16 protein-coding genes are annotated in these 15,718 nt (G+C 69.2%); 7 read left to right on the forward strand and 9 right to left on the reverse strand.

What is annotated here, in order from left to right:
• Nucleotides 1–23: 23 nt before the first annotated feature.
• Both OG905_RS16595 and OG905_RS16600 read left to right on the forward strand, forming a co-directional pair.
• Nucleotides 24–1,265: a nucleotide sugar dehydrogenase gene (locus tag OG905_RS16595; protein WP_328670356.1), complete on the forward strand. Its 1,242-nt coding sequence runs from the start codon at nucleotides 24–26 to the stop codon at nucleotides 1,263–1,265.
• A gap of 124 nt (nucleotides 1,266–1,389) precedes the next feature.
• Complete coding sequence (locus tag OG905_RS16600) at nucleotides 1,390–1,878, forward strand: hypothetical protein (RefSeq protein ID WP_328670357.1); 489 nt, start codon at nucleotides 1,390–1,392, stop codon at nucleotides 1,876–1,878.
• A gap of 111 nt (nucleotides 1,879–1,989) precedes the next feature.
• On the opposite strand, the gene OG905_RS16605 is transcribed toward OG905_RS16600, so the two are convergent.
• From OG905_RS16605 to OG905_RS16620, 4 genes are all read right to left on the reverse strand, one after another.
• Nucleotides 1,990–3,114, reverse strand: a complete 1,125-nt coding sequence (locus OG905_RS16605) for a GuaB3 family IMP dehydrogenase-related protein (RefSeq protein ID WP_324983301.1) — start codon at nucleotides 3,112–3,114, stop codon at nucleotides 1,990–1,992.
• Between the two features lie 103 nt (nucleotides 3,115–3,217).
• Nucleotides 3,218–4,717, reverse strand: a complete 1,500-nt coding sequence (guaB, locus tag OG905_RS16610) for an IMP dehydrogenase (protein ID WP_328670358.1) — start codon at nucleotides 4,715–4,717, stop codon at nucleotides 3,218–3,220.
• Between the two features lie 140 nt (nucleotides 4,718–4,857).
• A complete protein-coding gene (locus tag OG905_RS16615) occupies nucleotides 4,858–5,433 on the reverse strand; it encodes a sigma-70 family RNA polymerase sigma factor (RefSeq protein WP_266486661.1) in 576 nt (191 codons plus the stop codon).
• 254 nt (nucleotides 5,434–5,687) lie between these two features.
• Nucleotides 5,688–6,299, reverse strand: a complete 612-nt coding sequence (locus OG905_RS16620) for a response regulator transcription factor (protein ID WP_003948568.1) — start codon at nucleotides 6,297–6,299, stop codon at nucleotides 5,688–5,690.
• A gap of 466 nt (nucleotides 6,300–6,765) precedes the next feature.
• Here OG905_RS16620 and OG905_RS16625 point away from each other — a divergent pair, with 466 nt between their 5' ends.
• A complete protein-coding gene (locus tag OG905_RS16625; protein ID WP_266486659.1) occupies nucleotides 6,766–7,089 on the forward strand; it encodes a WhiB family transcriptional regulator in 324 nt (107 codons plus the stop codon).
• A gap of 75 nt (nucleotides 7,090–7,164) precedes the next feature.
• Here the strand turns inward: OG905_RS16625 and OG905_RS16630 are convergent, their stop codons facing one another.
• Nucleotides 7,165–8,055 carry a LysR family transcriptional regulator gene (locus OG905_RS16630; protein ID WP_328670911.1) on the reverse strand — a complete coding sequence of 297 codons (891 nt, stop codon included), beginning with the start codon at nucleotides 8,053–8,055 and terminating at the stop codon, nucleotides 7,165–7,167.
• Nucleotides 8,056–8,135: 80 nt separating this feature from the next.
• On the opposite strand from OG905_RS16630, the gene OG905_RS16635 reads away from it, so the two are divergent.
• From OG905_RS16635 to OG905_RS16650, 4 genes are all read left to right on the forward strand, one after another.
• The gene (locus OG905_RS16635; protein WP_328670912.1) at nucleotides 8,136–8,804 is read left to right on the forward strand and encodes an MOSC domain-containing protein; all 669 of its coding nucleotides are present in this window, start codon (nucleotides 8,136–8,138) and stop codon (nucleotides 8,802–8,804) included.
• Nucleotides 8,805–8,878: 74 nt separating this feature from the next.
• Nucleotides 8,879–9,652 carry an SDR family NAD(P)-dependent oxidoreductase gene (locus tag OG905_RS16640; protein WP_328670913.1) on the forward strand — a complete coding sequence of 258 codons (774 nt, stop codon included), beginning with the start codon at nucleotides 8,879–8,881 and terminating at the stop codon, nucleotides 9,650–9,652.
• Nucleotides 9,653–9,917: 265 nt separating this feature from the next.
• Nucleotides 9,918–10,940: a hydroxyacid dehydrogenase gene (locus OG905_RS16645; RefSeq protein ID WP_328682396.1), complete on the forward strand. Its 1,023-nt coding sequence runs from the start codon at nucleotides 9,918–9,920 to the stop codon at nucleotides 10,938–10,940.
• Between the two features lie 68 nt (nucleotides 10,941–11,008).
• Entirely contained in the window at nucleotides 11,009–11,704 is a 696-nt protein-coding gene (locus tag OG905_RS16650; RefSeq protein WP_328670915.1) for an ester cyclase, read from the forward strand.
• 118 nt (nucleotides 11,705–11,822) lie between these two features.
• On the opposite strand, the gene groL is transcribed toward OG905_RS16650, so the two are convergent.
• The 4 genes from groL to OG905_RS16670 all read right to left on the reverse strand — a co-directional run bounded on the left by groL (nucleotide 11,823) and on the right by OG905_RS16670 (nucleotide 15,677).
• Nucleotides 11,823–13,451 carry a chaperonin GroEL gene (gene groL / locus OG905_RS16655; protein WP_328670918.1) on the reverse strand — a complete coding sequence of 543 codons (1,629 nt, stop codon included), beginning with the start codon at nucleotides 13,449–13,451 and terminating at the stop codon, nucleotides 11,823–11,825.
• A 94-nt stretch (nucleotides 13,452–13,545) separates the two neighbouring features.
• Entirely contained in the window at nucleotides 13,546–13,854 is a 309-nt protein-coding gene (groES, locus tag OG905_RS16660) for a co-chaperone GroES (RefSeq protein WP_266486653.1), read from the reverse strand.
• A gap of 258 nt (nucleotides 13,855–14,112) precedes the next feature.
• Nucleotides 14,113–14,766 (reverse strand): hypothetical protein, encoded by a 654-nt coding sequence (locus tag OG905_RS16665; protein WP_328670920.1) that lies wholly within the window; start codon nucleotides 14,764–14,766, stop codon nucleotides 14,113–14,115.
• Complete coding sequence (locus OG905_RS16670) at nucleotides 14,763–15,677, reverse strand: polysaccharide deacetylase family protein (protein ID WP_328670922.1); 915 nt, start codon at nucleotides 15,675–15,677, stop codon at nucleotides 14,763–14,765. The genes OG905_RS16665 and OG905_RS16670 overlap by 4 nt, the downstream gene beginning before the upstream one ends.
• Between the last annotated feature and the right edge of the window lie 41 nt (nucleotides 15,678–15,718).

The following is a 15,718-nucleotide window of genomic DNA, read 5'->3' on the forward strand; positions in this document are numbered from 1 at the left end:
TATAGGGAAGGACGGCCAACGCCATGCCCGCAGATCTCGCCGTCATCGGACTCGGTCATCTCGGCCTGCCCCTCGCCCAGGCCGCCGTAGCCGTCGGCATCGAGACCATCGGCTATGACACCGATCCACGCCAGCTGCCCGAACCGGCGGCGGGATGCACTCCGGCCGACATCCGCCGCATGTTCGCCGGTGGCTTCCGGACCGTCACGGACCCGGCCGAGCTCGGACGCGTACGCACCGCCGTCATCTGTGCCCCCACCCCTCCCGGAGCCGACGGGGCGCTCGATCTCACCGCCCTCGCCGAGTCCGCCCGGGCACTCGCCGCGCGGCTGCGCCCGCACACCACCGTGCTGCTCGAATCGGCTGTCCAGCCCGGCACCACGGAGACGTTCCTCCGCCCGATCCTCGAAGAGGGCTCCGGGCTGCGCGCCGGCCGCGACTTCCATCTCGCGTACTCCCCCAGCCGGGTGGACCCCGGCAGCCGCACCCATGGCTACGCCAACACGCCCAAGGTCATCGGCGGCCTCACCCCCGCGTGCACCGAATCGGCCGCCGCCTTCTACGGACGCCTCACCGACAAGGTCGTCCGCGCGCGCGGACCGCGCGAGGCCGAGACCGTCAAGGTCCTCGAAACGAACTTCCGCCACGTCAACATCGCCCTGGTCAACGAGATGGCCGTGCTCTGCCACGACCTGGGCGTCGACCTCTGGGACGTCATCCGCTGCGCCGAGACCAAGCCCTTCGGCTTCCAGGCCTTCCGCCCGGGCCCGGGCGTCGGCGGCCACGGCGTCCCGCTGGACCCGGGCCTCGTCCCGTCCCCCGGCCGCGGCTCGGACCACCCCCTGCGGATGGTCGGCCTCGCCCAGGAAATCAACACCCGGATGCCGCAGTACGTCATCCAGCGCTGCGCCACGCTCCTCAACGAACACGGCAAATCAGCCCGCGGCGCGCGCGTGCTGCTCCTCGGCATCACCTACAAGCCGGACCTCCCCGACCTGGAGGCCTCCCCGGCCACCGAGATCGCCCGCCGTCTGATGGATCTGGGCGCGGCCGTCAGCTACCACGACCCGTACGTCCCCGACTGGCGGGTTCGCGAACTCCCGGTCCCCCGCGCGGACTCGCTCTACGAGGCCGCCGCCAGCGCGGATCTGACGGTGCTGCTCCAGCACCACCGCACCTACGACCTGCAGGGCCTGGCCGTCAAGGCCCAACTCCTCCTGGACACAAGGGGAGCCACCCCGGCCGGGGCCGCACACCGCCTCTGAGCCCCCAACAGCCGCATCCAACAGCTCCATAACGCAGTGCCGAACTGTCCTACCGGACTGCTAGTCTCCGGGATCTCCGCCCGCACGCTCGTGCGAGGCATCCGTCCCTGGGGGGAAAATCCAGATGAGCCAGCCTGTTCCACCGTCGTCCGGCAACCCGTTCGCCGGCGGCGACGCCCCGTACGCCCCAACTCCGCCTGCCGCGCCCGTCCGTGACAACGTCGGCATCGGCATCGTCGTCGCCGTCGTCGCCGCACTGGTCGGCGCGGGTGCGTACGGCGCCCTCAGCGGCGCCATCGAGCGCGAGATCGGCTACGCGGCCATCGGCGTCGGCTTCCTCATCGGCTTCGCCGCCGCCAAGGCAGGCGGCCGCAACCCCGTGCTGCCCGTCGTCAGCGCGCTGCTCGCGCTCCCCGCCGTGTACTTGGGTCAGTTGATAGGTGGCGCTGTCGTCGTCGCCAAGCTGACGGACGGCTCCTTCCTGGACATCTTCATCGACAAGTTCGGTGTGCTGACCGACGCGTGGAGCAAGTCGGCCGACGGCATGACGTACGTCTTCCTCATCATCGGCGCCGTCGCCGCTTTCGGTGGCGCCAAGAAGGCCAACGGCTAGGTCCTGTCCGGCCTGATCGACCGGACAGGACCTAAGGGCCGACGGCTGATCCGGACAAACGGAGAGGGGCCCCGCACCACCGGTGCGGGGCCCCTTTCGTACGCGGCGGATTCAGCGGCGGTGCTGCGAGTCGGCCACCGTCACCTCGACGCGCTGGAACTCCTTGAGCTCGCTGTACCCCGTCGTCGCCATCGCCCGGCGCAGCGCGCCGAAGAAGTTCATCGAACCGTCGGGGCTGTGCGAGGGACCGGTGAGGACCTCCTCGGTCGTGCCCACGATGCCCAGGTCCACCAGCTTGCCACGCGGCACGTCCTCGTGGACCGCCTCCATGCCCCAGTGGTGCCCGCGGCCCGGCGCGTCCGTCGCGCGGGCGAGCGGGGAGCCGATCATCACCGCGTCCGCGCCGCACGCGATCGCCTTCGGCAGGTCGCCGGACCAGCCCACGCCACCGTCCGCGATGACATGCACATACCGGCCGCCGGATTCGTCCATGTAGTCCCGGCGGGCCGCGGCCACATCGGCCACCGCCGTCGCCATCGGGACCTGGATGCCCAGGACATTGCGCGTGGTGTGCGCGGCGCCGCCGCCGAAGCCGACCAGGACGCCCGCGGCGCCCGTACGCATCAGATGCAGCGCGGCCGTGTAGGTGGCGCAGCCGCCCACGATGACCGGCACGTCGAGCTCGTAGATGAACTGCTTCAGGTTCAGCGGCTCGGCCGCGCCCGAGACGTGCTCGGCCGAGACCGTCGTACCGCGAATGACGAAGATGTCCACACCCGCGTCGACAACGGCCTTGGAGAACTGCGCGGTGCGCTGCGGCGAGAGCGCGGCGGCAGTCACCACACCCGAGTCGCGCACCTCCTTGATCCGCTGCCCGATCAGCTCCTCCTTGATCGGGGCGGCGTAGATCTCCTGCAGACGACGGGTCGCGGCGGCCTCGTCCAGCTCGGAGATCTCGTCGAGCAGCGGCTGCGGGTCCTCGTAGCGGGTCCACAGGCCTTCGAGGTTCAGTACGCCCAGACCGCCCAGCTCACCGATGCGGATCGCGGTCTGCGGGGAGACCACCGAGTCCATCGGAGCGGCCAGGAAGGGCAGCTCGAAGCGGTAGGCGTCGATCTGCCAGGCGATCGAGACCTCCTTCGGGTCCCGGGTGCGCCGGCTCGGTACGACGGCGATGTCATCGAACGCGTACGCCCGGCGGCCGCGCTTGCCGCGCCCGATCTCGATCTCAGTCACGATGTGTGGCCTCTCCCTCTACGTCTGCGCCTACCAGTATCCCCGACGCACACGTCAGGGGCGGTCCCGGGAATCCCCGGAACCGCCCCTGAGCACGCGTGGACTACTTCCTGCTGTAGTTCGGCGCCTCGACAGTCATCTGGATGTCGTGCGGGTGGCTCTCCTTGAGCCCCGCCGAAGTGATCCGCACGAAGCGGCCCTTGCTCTCCATCTCGTCGATGGCGGCCGCCCCGACGTAGCCCATGGTCTGGCGCAGACCACCGACCAGCTGGTGGAGCACCGCCGACAGCGGGCCGCGGTAGGGCACCTGGCCCTCGATGCCCTCGGGGACGAGCTTGTCGTCGGAGGCCACCTCGGCCTGGAAGTAGCGGTCCTTGGAGTACGAGCGGCCCTGGCCGCGCGACTGCATGGCGCCGAGCGAACCCATGCCGCGGTAGGACTTGAACTGCTTGCCGTTGATGAAGAGCAGCTCGCCCGGGGACTCCTCGCAGCCCGCGAGGAGACTGCCCAGCATGACCGTGTCGGCGCCGGCGGCGAGCGCCTTGCCGATGTCGCCGGAGTACTGCAGGCCGCCGTCACCGATGACCGGAACGCCCGCCGCCCGCGCGGCCAGCGCCGCCTCGTAGATCGCCGTGACCTGCGGGACGCCGATGCCGGCGACCACTCGGGTCGTACAGATGGAGCCGGGGCCGACACCGACCTTGACGCCGTCCACACCGGCGTCGATCAGGGCCTGGGCACCGTCCCGGGTCGCCACATTGCCGCCGATGACGTCGACGCCCACGCTCGACTTGATCTTCGCCATCCAGTTGAGGGCATTGCTGTTGTGCCCGTGCGAGGTGTCGACGATGAGGAAGTCGACGCCCGCCCCAGCCAGCGCCTGGGCCCGCTCCAGGGCCTCCGGGCTGGCACCGACCGCCGCGCCGACGAGCAGACGGCCCTCGGCGTCCTTCGCCGCATGGGGGTACTGCTCGGCCTTGACGAAGTCCTTGACCGTGATCAGGCCCTTGAGGATGCCCGCGTCGTCGACCAGCGGAAGCTTCTCGATCTTGTGGCGGCGCAGCAGCTCCATGGCGTCCACGCCGGAGATGCCGACCTTGCCGGTGACCAGCGGCATCGGGGTCATGACCTCGCGCACCTGGCGCGTGCGGACGGTCTCGAAAGCCATGTCGCGGTTGGTGACGATGCCGAGCAGCTTGCCCGCGGCGTCGGTGACCGGCACGCCGCTGATACGGAACTTGGCGCACAGGGCGTCGGCCTCGGCGAGCGTGGCATCGGGGTGCACCGTGATCGGGTCGGTGACCATTCCGGACTCGGAACGCTTGACCAGGTCGACCTGGTTCACCTGGTCCTCGATGGACAGATTGCGGTGCAGTACGCCCACGCCGCCCTGGCGCGCCATGGCGATCGCCATCCGCGACTCGGTGACCTTGTCCATCGCCGCGGAGAGCAGCGGGATGTTCACCCGGACGTTCCTGGAGACACGGGACGAGGTGTCGACAGCGTTCGGAAGTACTTCCGAAGCACCCGGCAACAGCAGCACATCGTCGTAGGTCAGCCCGAGTGTCGCGAATTTATCGGGCACTCCGTCGACGTTGGTCATGACACCTTCCCCAAATGGCCTTGATCGGTGCGGATGTCCATGCTAACGGGCCCGGAAGCCGTCTCATTCCACGATCAAGATCGTCGAACAGCTTTGTGTGTTCATACGTGCGTGAGAGGCCGTACGACTCACCGCTCGGCTCACTGTTCGGCCAGGGCGCGCAACCGGCTGAGAGCACGGTGCTGCGCGACCCGTACCGCGCCGGGTGACATTCCCAGCATCTGCCCGGTCTCCTCGGCGGTCAGCCCGACCGCGACCCGCAGCACCAGCAGCTCGCGCTGGTTCTCCGGAAGGTTGGCGAGGAGCCTCTTCGCCCATTCGGCGTCGTCGCTGAGCAGCGCGCGCTCCTCGGGACCGAGGGAGTCGTCGGGCCGCTCGGGCATCTCGTCGGAGGGCACCGCCGTCGATCCCGGATGCCGCATGGCGGCCCGCTGCAGATCGGCGACCTTGTGCGACGCGATGGCGAAGACGAAGGCCTCGAAGGGCCTTCCGGTGTCCTTGTAGCGCGGCAGCGCCATCAGAACCGCGACGCAGACTTCCTGGGCGAGGTCCTCCACGAAATGACGCGCATCGCCCGGCAGCCGGCTGAGCCGGGTGCGGCAATAGCGAAGTGCGAGCGGATGGACGCACGCCAGGAGATCGTGCGTAGCCTGCTCGTCGCCATCGACGGCACGGTGAACGAGTGCACCGATCACCGTGGTCTCGTCGTCGCGCATCGGTCCATGGTGCCTTGGCGGCTGAGCATCCGTGGCACTGCGTCCAATGTTGTGCACCGAAGCGTTATGAGCAGGTGCGCCGGAACTCATCTCCTGCGCCCTCCCCTCACGCTCGACCGACTCGTCCCCGAGGAACTCCACCCCTCAAGGATGCGGCATCGCGAGGGAAACGGATGCCCGCGGTCATCCGTCGCCCCGCCCACCCGGCGGCGGGCGGGGTTCATCGAGCCCCCGCGACAGCCCACCCGTGCCCCTTAGCGCACCAGGCCCCAGCGGAATCCGAGCGCGACGGCGTGCGCCCGGTCCGAAGCGCCGAGCTTCTTGAAAAGCCGCCTGGCGTGGGTCTTCACGGTGTCCTCGGAGAGGAAGAGCTCCCGGCCGATCTCGGCGTTCGACCGGCCGTGGCTCATGCCTTCGAGCACCTGGATCTCACGCGCGGTGAGCGTGGGCGCCGCGCCCATTTCGGCCGAGCGCAGCCGCCTCGGGGCGAGCCGCCAGGTCGGGTCGGCGAGTGCCTGGGTGACCGTGGCCCGCAGTTCGGCCCGCGATGCGTCCTTGTGCAGATAGCCGCGGGCACCGGCGGCGACCGCGAGCGCGACACCGTCCAGGTCCTCGGCGACGGTGAGCATGATGATCCGGGCGCCCGGGTCCGCGGACAGCAGCCGGCGGACGGTCTCGACACCGCCGAGTCCGGGCATGCGTACGTCCATCAGAATCAGGTCCGAGCGGTCGGCGCCCCAGCGGCGGAGCACTTCCTCGCCGTTGGCCGCGGTCGTCACACGCTCGACGCCGGGTACGGTCGCAACCGCCCGGCGGAGCGCCTCTCGGGCAAGCGGGGAGTCGTCGCAGACGAGGACGGATGTCATGGCCGCCCTCCGCAGCTGATGCGCGTCACCTTGAGCCTCCAGGCTGGGTACGTTTCGTCACCTGTGCGGTTGAACGCTCTCGGACATGTGCCCTAGCGCTTGTTCTTTCAACCGCCTCCGCACTCTCAACGACGGTCACTCGAAAGAGTTACGGGTCGGACTCCCGCCTTCGGCACTCTATGTGAGGGGCCGTGCGCAGAGGAGAGCACTGCAGGTGATGGAGCTTTTCACCTGGAAGCTATGCCCCATTTAGCTGCTTTTCTTCCCTTTTTGCGGTGTCTGTAGCTAGATTCGCAATGAGTCATATTTACATCTACTTACACAGGAGATGTACGGTCGTGAGGCACACGCGGGTGCCGGACGGGTGCCGGATACGGCTCGGATCCCGCTCCGGATCCTGCCCGCATCCCGCTCGTGCGCTACCTGACCTGTATCCACTCAGTACGGTTTCAAGGGGACATGCGCTATGGCAGATTTCTCCCGCCTTCCCGGACCCAACGCCGATTTGTGGGACTGGCAGCTCCTCGCAGCCTGCCGCGGGGTGGACAGTTCGCTCTTCTTCCACCCCGAGGGCGAGCGGGGGGCCGCACGAAGTGCGCGCGAGAACTCGGCGAAAGAGGTCTGCATGAGGTGCCCGGTACGAGCGGAGTGCGCGGCGCACGCCCTGGCGGTGCGGGAGCCGTACGGCGTGTGGGGTGGACTGACGGAGGACGAGCGGGAGGAGCTGATGGGGCGTGCGCGACATCGTCTGATCCCGGCGACCAGCGTGGGAGGACCGGCGCGGAGCTGACGCCCCCGCTTGGGAGAACCTCGAAGAAACGTTCCTGCACCACCCCCGTCCGGCTCTCCGGCGGGGGTGGTGCGGTCAGCGGGGTGCGGCCAGGGCGAGCTGATCGAGCGTGGCGGCGACCGCCGGGACCTGGGCCAGGTCCGGCAGCGTGAGCGCGACGATCTCGCGCTGGAGGGACGGCTCCACGGTGACGGTCCGTGCACCCTTCAGCCGTACGGACTCCATCGCGAGTTCGGGCAGCACCGCCACGCCGAGACCTGCGGCGACCAGGCCGATCACGGCCGGATGGTCGTCGGTGGCGAAGTCGATCCTGGGCGTGAACCCGGCCTCCTCACAGACCTCGACGAGCTGGCGGCGACAGCGCGGACAGCCCGCGATCCAGGACTCGTCGGCGAGATCGGCGATGGCCACGGAATCGGCGCCGGCCAGCCGGTGGCCGTCGGGGACAAGGCCGACGAGGCGGTCGGCGAGCAGGGGGCGGACGACCAGGTCGTCCCATTCCGCGGCCGCAGCGCCGTACCGGAAGGCGAGCGCCACATCACAGTCGCCCTCGCGCAGCATCTCCACCGAACGCGGCGGCTCCGCCTCGACGAGCGAGACCCGGGTGCCCGGATGGGCCACGCGCAGCGCGGCGAGCGCGGTCGGTACGAGCGTGGAACTGCCGCTGGGGAAGGACACGAGCCGCACCCGGCCCGCCCGCAGACCGGCGATGGCGGCGATCTCCTCCTCGGCGGCGGTCAGCCCGGCGAGGATGCCGGAGGCGTGGCGTACGAGAACTTCACCCGCCTGGGTCAGCCGCGTCTCACGACCCGTACGGACCAGCAGCGGGGTGCCCGCGGATGCTTCGAGTGCCTTCATCTGCTGGCTGACGGCCGGCTGGGTGCAGCCCAGTCGGCGCGCGGCCGCGGAGAACGAGCCGGTGGCGGCCACGGCGCGCAGAACTCTCAGATGACGGGCTTCGATCATCCTTCGAATATAAGGGAGGCTTGGAGGGGAGCCTTCTTTTTGGTTGGTTCCTTTGGGAGTGGGGGGTTAGCGTGTTGTCCATGAAGCTTCTGACCGTGAATGTGGGCCGGCCGAAGATCGTCGAGTACACCGACACACCGGGCGGCGCGACCGGCATCGACAAACAGCCGGTGGAGGGGGCGGTACGGGTGAGTGACCCCGGTCCCAAGGGCGAGGGGGCCGGCGGTCTCGCGGGGGACGCGGTCTGCGATCTGCGCCACCACGGCGGCACCGACCAGGCGGTGTACGCGTTCGCGCGTGAGGATCTCGACTTCTGGGAGCGGGAGTTGGGGCGGCCCCTCGGCAACGGCGCGTTCGGCGAGAACCTCACCACGAGCGGGCTCGACGTGAGCGGGGCGAAGATCGGCGAGCGCTGGCGGATCGGCGACGAGCTGGTGCTCGAAGTGACGAGCGCCCGCATTCCGTGTCGTACGTTCGCGAGCTGGCTGGGCGAGAAGCGCTGGGTCAAGCGCTTCACCCAGCAGGGCGCTCCCGGCGCGTATCTGCGGGTCGTCGAGCCGGGCGAGATCCGCGCGGGCGACCCGATCGAGATCGTGCACCGGCCGGACCACGAGGTGACGGTCGACATGGCGTTCCGGGCCGAGACCACCGAGCGGACGCTGCTGCCCAAGGTGCTCGCGGCGGGCGACGCGCTCCACCCCGGACTGCTCAGGGCCGCACGGGAGTACGTCGCCAAGCAGAGCGCGTAGCCCCGGATTCCGGGGGCGGCGGGCACGGTGGACGCGTATGCCGCGCCCGAACACGGGGCACTAACGTGCCGCCTATGACGACTGCACTGATTACGGGAGCGACCGCGGGGATCGGCGCCGCGTTCGCGCGGCGGCTCGCGGCCGAGGGACACAACCTGGTGCTGGTGGCCCGCGACACCACGCGGCTGCAGGAGCAGGCCACCGAACTGCACGACCGGCACGGCATCGAGGCGGAGGTGCTGACCGCCGACCTGTCGCAGGACGAGGGCATCGGGGCGGTCGAGAAGCGGCTGGCCGACCGCAGGAATCCGGTGGATCTGCTGGTCAACAACGCCGGGTTCGGGAACAAGGGGCGCTTTCTGGAAGTGTCCATGGCCGATGAGTTGACGATGCTGAAGGTGCACTGCGAGGCGGTGCTGCGGCTCACGTCGGCGGCGACCGGCGCGATGCGAGAGCGCGGACGGGGCGGCGTGGTGAATGTGGCATCGGTGGCCGCGTTCGTGCCGCGTGGGACCTATGGCGCGTCGAAGGCGTGGGTCGTGCAGTTCACGCAGGGCGCCGCGCGGGATCTGGCGGGGTCGGGGGTGCGGCTGATGGCGCTCTGCCCCGGTTTCGTACGCACCGAATTCCATGAGCGGGCCGGAATGGGCACCGACAACATCCCCCGGTGGATGTGGCTCGACGCGGACAAGCTGGTGGCGGCCGCGCTGGCGGATCTGGCACGCGGCAAGTCCCTGTCGATTCCGGACCCGCGCTACAAGGCGATGATGGGTGTGGTGAAGCTGGCGCCGCGCGGGCTGATCGGCGGGGTCACGTCCAGGACAGGCCGGAAGTACGGTCCGCAGTAGGGGCCGCGGCAAGGGTGTGGCGGCTGCCGTCCGGCCGGCGGATGCGGACGGCGGCCTCGGGAGTCGCGGCGAAAAGCGAGCCGTGTTCTCTCTCGCCGGTGATACGGCCGTCCGCCCAGGTCGGCCTCGTTGTTCGCCCAGTGACCTCAAGCGACATACGAGGAGCTCGAGTTCCACCATGGACCACGCCACCGACAATCGCCCCGCGGACGACCCGGGCGCCGAGCGCCCCGTCCCCGTCGAACGCGCCGCGGAACGCCTCACGATGCGCGCCGCGCAGCGCCCCGCCGTCCTGCTCGCCATGGGTCCCGGCATCGCCGAGCGCCTGTTCGCCGACCGCCATCGCGACCGCCTCGCCGCGCTCGCCCGCAGCGATCCGCGGCTGATCGCCCACGACCTCGCCTCCCCCACGCCCGCAGTCGCCGCCGCCCTCGCCGAGGCCGATGTCCTGTTCACCTGCTGGGGCGCCACCCCGCTGACCCCCGAAGTCCTCGAGCGGGCACCGCGCCTGCGCGCGGTCGTGCACGCGGCGGGCTCCGTCAGGCACCACATCACCGACGCCTGCTGGGAGCGCGGCATCGCGGTCACCTCGGCCGCCGCGGCCAATGCCCTGCCCGTAGCCGAGTACACGCTCGCGGCCATCCTCTTCGCGGGCAAGCAGGTCCTGCGCTCGGCGCAGCGCTACGAGGAACTGCGCGCCGGCTGCGACTGGCGGCGTGAACTCGACAGCGCGGGCAACTACCGCCGCACGGTGGGTATCGTCGGAGCATCCAGGATCGGCCGTCGCGTCATCGAGCTGCTCCGCCCCTTCGATCTGCAGGTCCTGCTCCACGACCCGTACGTCACCGCCGCCGAGGCTGCCGCACTGGGCGTCGTTCCCACCGGCCTCGACGAGCTCTGCGGCCGCAGCGACATCGTCACCCTCCACGCCCCGCAGCTCCCGGCCACCCACCACATGCTCGACGCGCGCCGGCTCGCGCTGCTGCCGGACGGGGCGACCCTGATCAACACCGCGCGCGGCTCGCTGATCGACGAGCAGGCGCTGATCGCGGAGCTGGTGTCGGGCCGACTGCATGCCGTACTCGACGTCACCGACCCGGAAGTCCCGGCCGCCGACTCGCCGTTGTACACCCTGCCGAACGTCCTGCTGACCCCGCACATCGCGGGCTCACTGGGCAATGAACTCCACCGTTTGACGGACCGGGCCCTCGACGAACTGGAGCGGTTCGCGGCCGGACTGCCCTTCGCGGACCCGGTGCATCCGGGGACCCTGAATCACTCCGCCTGAACCGGCACTATCCCCAAATCTCACTAAACTGGACGTATCCCACCCAACCCGTGGAACCGGGAGACGCGATGAAATTCGTACAGATAATCGACTGCAAGACCGAGCGGTTCGATGAGATGGACCAGCTCATGGACAAGTGGGTCCAACAGACCAAGGGCAAGCGGACCGCGACGCACAGCCTCATCGGCAAGGACCGCACCGATGGTTCCCACCTCGTCGAGATCGTCGAATTTCCTTCGTACGAAGAGGCGATGGCGAACTCCAAGCTTCCGGAGACTGACCGGATCTTCCAGGAGATGGTGGCGCTCTGCGACGGCATGCCCACCTTCACGGACCTCGATGTGGTCCGCGACGAGCAGTTGAACCAGGCAACTTCCCGCCGGTTCTTCCACGAGATCGCCGTCGGGGGCAACCTTGACGCCATCGACGAGCTGTTCGCGGCCGACTACGCCGACCACGACATCGCCAAGGAAGAGGAAACCGTGGTCGGGTCCGACGGAATCCGCCGCGATGTCACCCAGTGGCGGGCCGCCTTCGACTTCACCTTCGATCTCGACCGGCAGATCTGCGAGGGCGACGACGTCGTGACCCTGTGGACCTGGACAGGCACCCACAAGGGCGAATTCATGGGGATCGCGCCCACGGGCAGGCAGTGCACGATGACCGGCACCACGATCTTCCGGTTCAAGAACGACAAGATCCAGGAAGGCTGGTGGCACGAGGACCTCATGGGCCTGATGCGCCAGCTCGGCGCCATCGGCTGAAGCCGCACACAGTCGTCTGGACACCGGTACGACGCAGACCGGAACGGGGAAGGCCCCGGTTCCCGCCAGTGGCGGGAACCGGGGCCTTCACACCTCGTACGACGTCACACGTCACACGTCAGTGGCTGTGGCCGTGGCCGTGCCCGTGACCTGCGTCGGACTCCTCCTCGGCCGGCTTCTCGACGACCAGGGTCTCGGTCGTGAGCAGCAGCGAGGCGATGGACGCGGCGTTCTCCAGAGCGGAGCGCGTGACCTTGACCGGGTCGATGACGCCGGCCTTCACCAGGTCGCCGTACTCGCCGGTCGCGGCGTTGAAGCCCTGGCCGGCCTCCAGCTCCGCCACCTTCGCGGTGATGACGTAGCCCTCGAGACCGGCGTTCTCGGCGATCCAGCGCAGCGGCTCGACGACGGCGCGGCGGACGACCGCGACACCGGTGGCCTCGTCGCCCTCCTTGCCCAGGCCGCCCTCGAGCACCTTGGCGGCGTGGACGAGCGCGGAGCCACCACCGGAGACGATGCCCTCCTCGACCGCGGCGCGGGTCGCGGAGATGGCGTCCTCCAGACGGTGCTTCTTCTCCTTCAGCTCCACCTCGGTGGCGGCGCCGACCTTGATCACGCACACGCCGCCGGCCAGCTTCGCGAGGCGCTCCTGGAGCTTCTCGCGGTCCCAGTCGGAGTCCGTGGACTCGATCTCGGCCTTGATCTGGTTGATGCGGCCGACGACGTCCTCGTGGTTGCCGCCACCGTCGACGATGGTGGTGTCGTCCTTGGAGATCGTCACGCGGCGGGCGCTGCCCAGCACGTCCAGACCTGCCTGGTCGAGCTTGAGGCCGACCTCCTCGGCGATGACGGTGGCACCGGTGAGGGTGGCCATGTCCTGGAGCATCGCCTTGCGGCGGTCACCGAAGCCGGGAGCCTTGACGGCCACGGCGTTGAAGGTGCCACGGATCTTGTTCACGACCAGGGTCGAGAGGGCCTCGCCCTCGACGTCCTCGGCGATGATCAGGAGCGGCTTGGAGCCACCGGCCTGGATGACCTTCTCAAGGAGGGGCAGCAGGTCCTGGATGGAGGAGATCTTGCCCTGGTTGATCAGGATGTACGGGTCGTCGAGGACGGCCTCCATACGCTCCTGGTCGGTCACCATGTACGGGGACAGGTAACCCTTGTCGAAGGCCATGCCCTCGGTGAAGTCGAGCTCCAGACCGAAGGTGTTGGACTCCTCGACGGTGATGACACCGTCCTTGCCGACCTTGTCCATGGCCTCGGCGATGAGCTCGCCGACCTGCTGGTCCTGCGCGGAGAGCGCGGCGACAGCGGCGATGTCGGCCTTGTCGTCGATCGGGCGGGCGGTCGCGAGCAGCTCGTCGCAGACGGCCTTGACCGCAGCGTCGATGCCCTTCTTCAGGGCGGCCGGGGAGGCGCCGGCGGCGACATTGCGCAGGCCCTCGCGGACCAGCGCCTGGGCCAGCACGGTGGCGGTGGTGGTGCCGTCACCCGCGATGTCGTTGGTCTTGGTCGCCACCTCCTTCACCAGCTGGGCACCGAGGTTCTCGTACGGGTCCTCGATCTCGACCTCGCGGGCGATCGTGACACCGTCGTTGGTGATGGTGGGGGCGCCGAACTTCTTGTCGATGACGACGTTGCGGCCGCGGGGGCCGATCGTCACCTTGACCGTGTCGGCAAGCTTGTTGACGCCGCGCTCGAGGGCGCGACGGGCGTCCTCGTCGAACTTCAGGATCTTCGCCATGGGAGCTTCTCTGTCCTCTCAAACGAACTGCGCCCCTGGGCACCCGGCTACATCAGTGCGGGGGCCAGGGGCGCAGATCAAAAACGTGGGTGAATTACTTCTCGACGATCGCGAGCACGTCGCGAGCCGAGAGGACGAGGTACTCCTCGCCGTTGTACTTCACCTCGGTGCCGCCGTACTTGCTGTACAGCACGACGTCGCCGGTCTTGACGTCGAGCGGAAGACGCTCGCCGTTCTCGAAGCGGCCCGGGCCCACGGCAAGGACGACGCCCTCCTGGGGCTTCTCCTTCGCGGTGTCCGGGATGACCAGGCCAGAGGCCGTGGTCTGCTCGGCGTCGAGCGGCTGGACCACAATGCGGTCCTCGAGCGGCTTGATGGCAACCTTGGAGCTGGCGGTCGTCACGATCCGACCTCCCCCTTCGGAGATCTCACGGGGTTAACTGTCTGGGTGGCGACCAGGTGGATCCGTCGTCGCGGGTGCCGGACCTGCCAGTCGCTGTGTTGGCACTCTCCAGTGGGGAGTGCCAGACCTGAGACTATGACCGCGATTAGCACTCGGTCAAGCGGAGTGCCAATTCACCGGTGCGCCGCGGTTCGGTCCCGGTACGGACAACGCCGCCGCCGGTGCCAGGGTTCCGCCCCCCGCGCCGGAGGTGCGAGGTCAGATGTAGTCCTCCAGGCGCCCCACCGCGTACCCCTGCTCCTGGATACGGCGCAGCAGCGGCGCCGTCGCGCTCGCATCCGCGCGGACGATGTCGCCGGGCCGCAGCCGTTCGCCCAGCGCGTAGTCACGGAACTCCCGGCCGAGCACCACCGCACGGACCCCGCAGTCGGCTGCGGCCCGCAGCGTGTCCGCGTTGTACGCGCCGTGGGGCGGGTGGAACAGGCGGCTGCGGCGCTGCCCGCAGATCTCGGCACGCTGTCCCTCGTACGAGAGCGTGGACAGATCGGGCCGCCCCTCGGCGCGGAACAGGCTGACCGGCAGCTTCAGTTCGCCCGTCATCCGCACAAACCGCGGATCGCGCGCCGCGCCCGCCTCGACGGTGAGGAAGACAACCTTGTCGCGGGTCGGCACATGGTCCACGACATACGACGCCGAGAACCTGTGTGCGGGCGGCTCGGGCGCGCGGGCGAGCGGTCCGGCCAGCCCCCACCGCTTGTGCGCCGCGGACCGTGGCGCACCCGCGCCCGGAGTGACCTGCTGCGCAGCCTTGCGCCCGAGGCGCTCGATCGGGTCGACCGACTGGGCGCACCCCGTGGTGAGGAGCGCACCGGCCGCCAGTAGTCCGGCCAGCAGCCGGTGCGACTGCCTCATACGTAGTCCTCCAGTTTTGCCACGGCGTAGCCCTTGTCGGTGACCGTCTTCATCACCCGCCGGATCATGTCCGGCATGCTGCCCTTCCAGTCCTTGTGACCACGGAAGTGGGTGAGGATGATGTCGCCGGGGTGCAGGTCCCGGTCCCGCTCGCGCCACTCCATGCGATCGGGAAACGCCTCGGCCGCCCACAGGGGAATGGCTTTGATTCCGCACGACCGGGCGATGCGTAGCGTGTCCTCGTTGTAGCTGCCGTACGGCGGGCGGAAGAGCGGGGGCCTCTTTCCGTACCGCTTCTCGAGCTTGGTCTGCTGGTCGCAGATCTCGTGCTTCTGCTGGGCGTACGAAAGGCCGCGCAGATAGCGGTGGTTGAGGGTGTGGTTGTGCAGCGAGACGCCTCGGTCCTGCATCTGCTTGAAGTAGCCGTAGTTGCTGCTGATCAGGTAGTCGGTGAGGAAGGCGCTGTACGGGATCTGAAGATCGCTCATCATCCGGAGAAGGGCGGGGTCCTTCTCCGCACCGTCGTCGATCGTCAGGAAGACAATCTTCTCCTTCACCGGCACCGTCGTGAAGACCGGTGGCGAGGACTCGCCGCCGTCGACCTCGAAGCCCTTGCGGGTGGCGATCTTGGGCTTGACGGCGGGCGGCCGGGGCGCGGCGAGCGGTGTCTTGGCCAGGCCCCATTTCTTGGCGGCGACGGCCCGTACGGCCTGGGCGCGCTTCACCTTCTCCACGTACGCGGAGAGCGCGCCTGCCGGTCCGGCCTGCCGACCGGGAGCGGCGGGCGAGCCGCCGGGGTCGTCCGACGACTCGGAGGCGCATCCGGAGCCGATGGCGGCGACCATGAGCACGGCGAGGACCATTCGGCCCCAATTTCCATGCTTATTTTCGTTTTGTCGTACTAGTTGCATGGCGCTGGATCCTGTCAGCACGAATCCGTACGCCCCGGCCG

This window comes from Streptomyces sp. NBC_00322, assembly GCF_036147535.1.
In the GTDB taxonomy this organism is placed as follows: domain Bacteria; phylum Actinomycetota; class Actinomycetes; order Streptomycetales; family Streptomycetaceae; genus Streptomyces.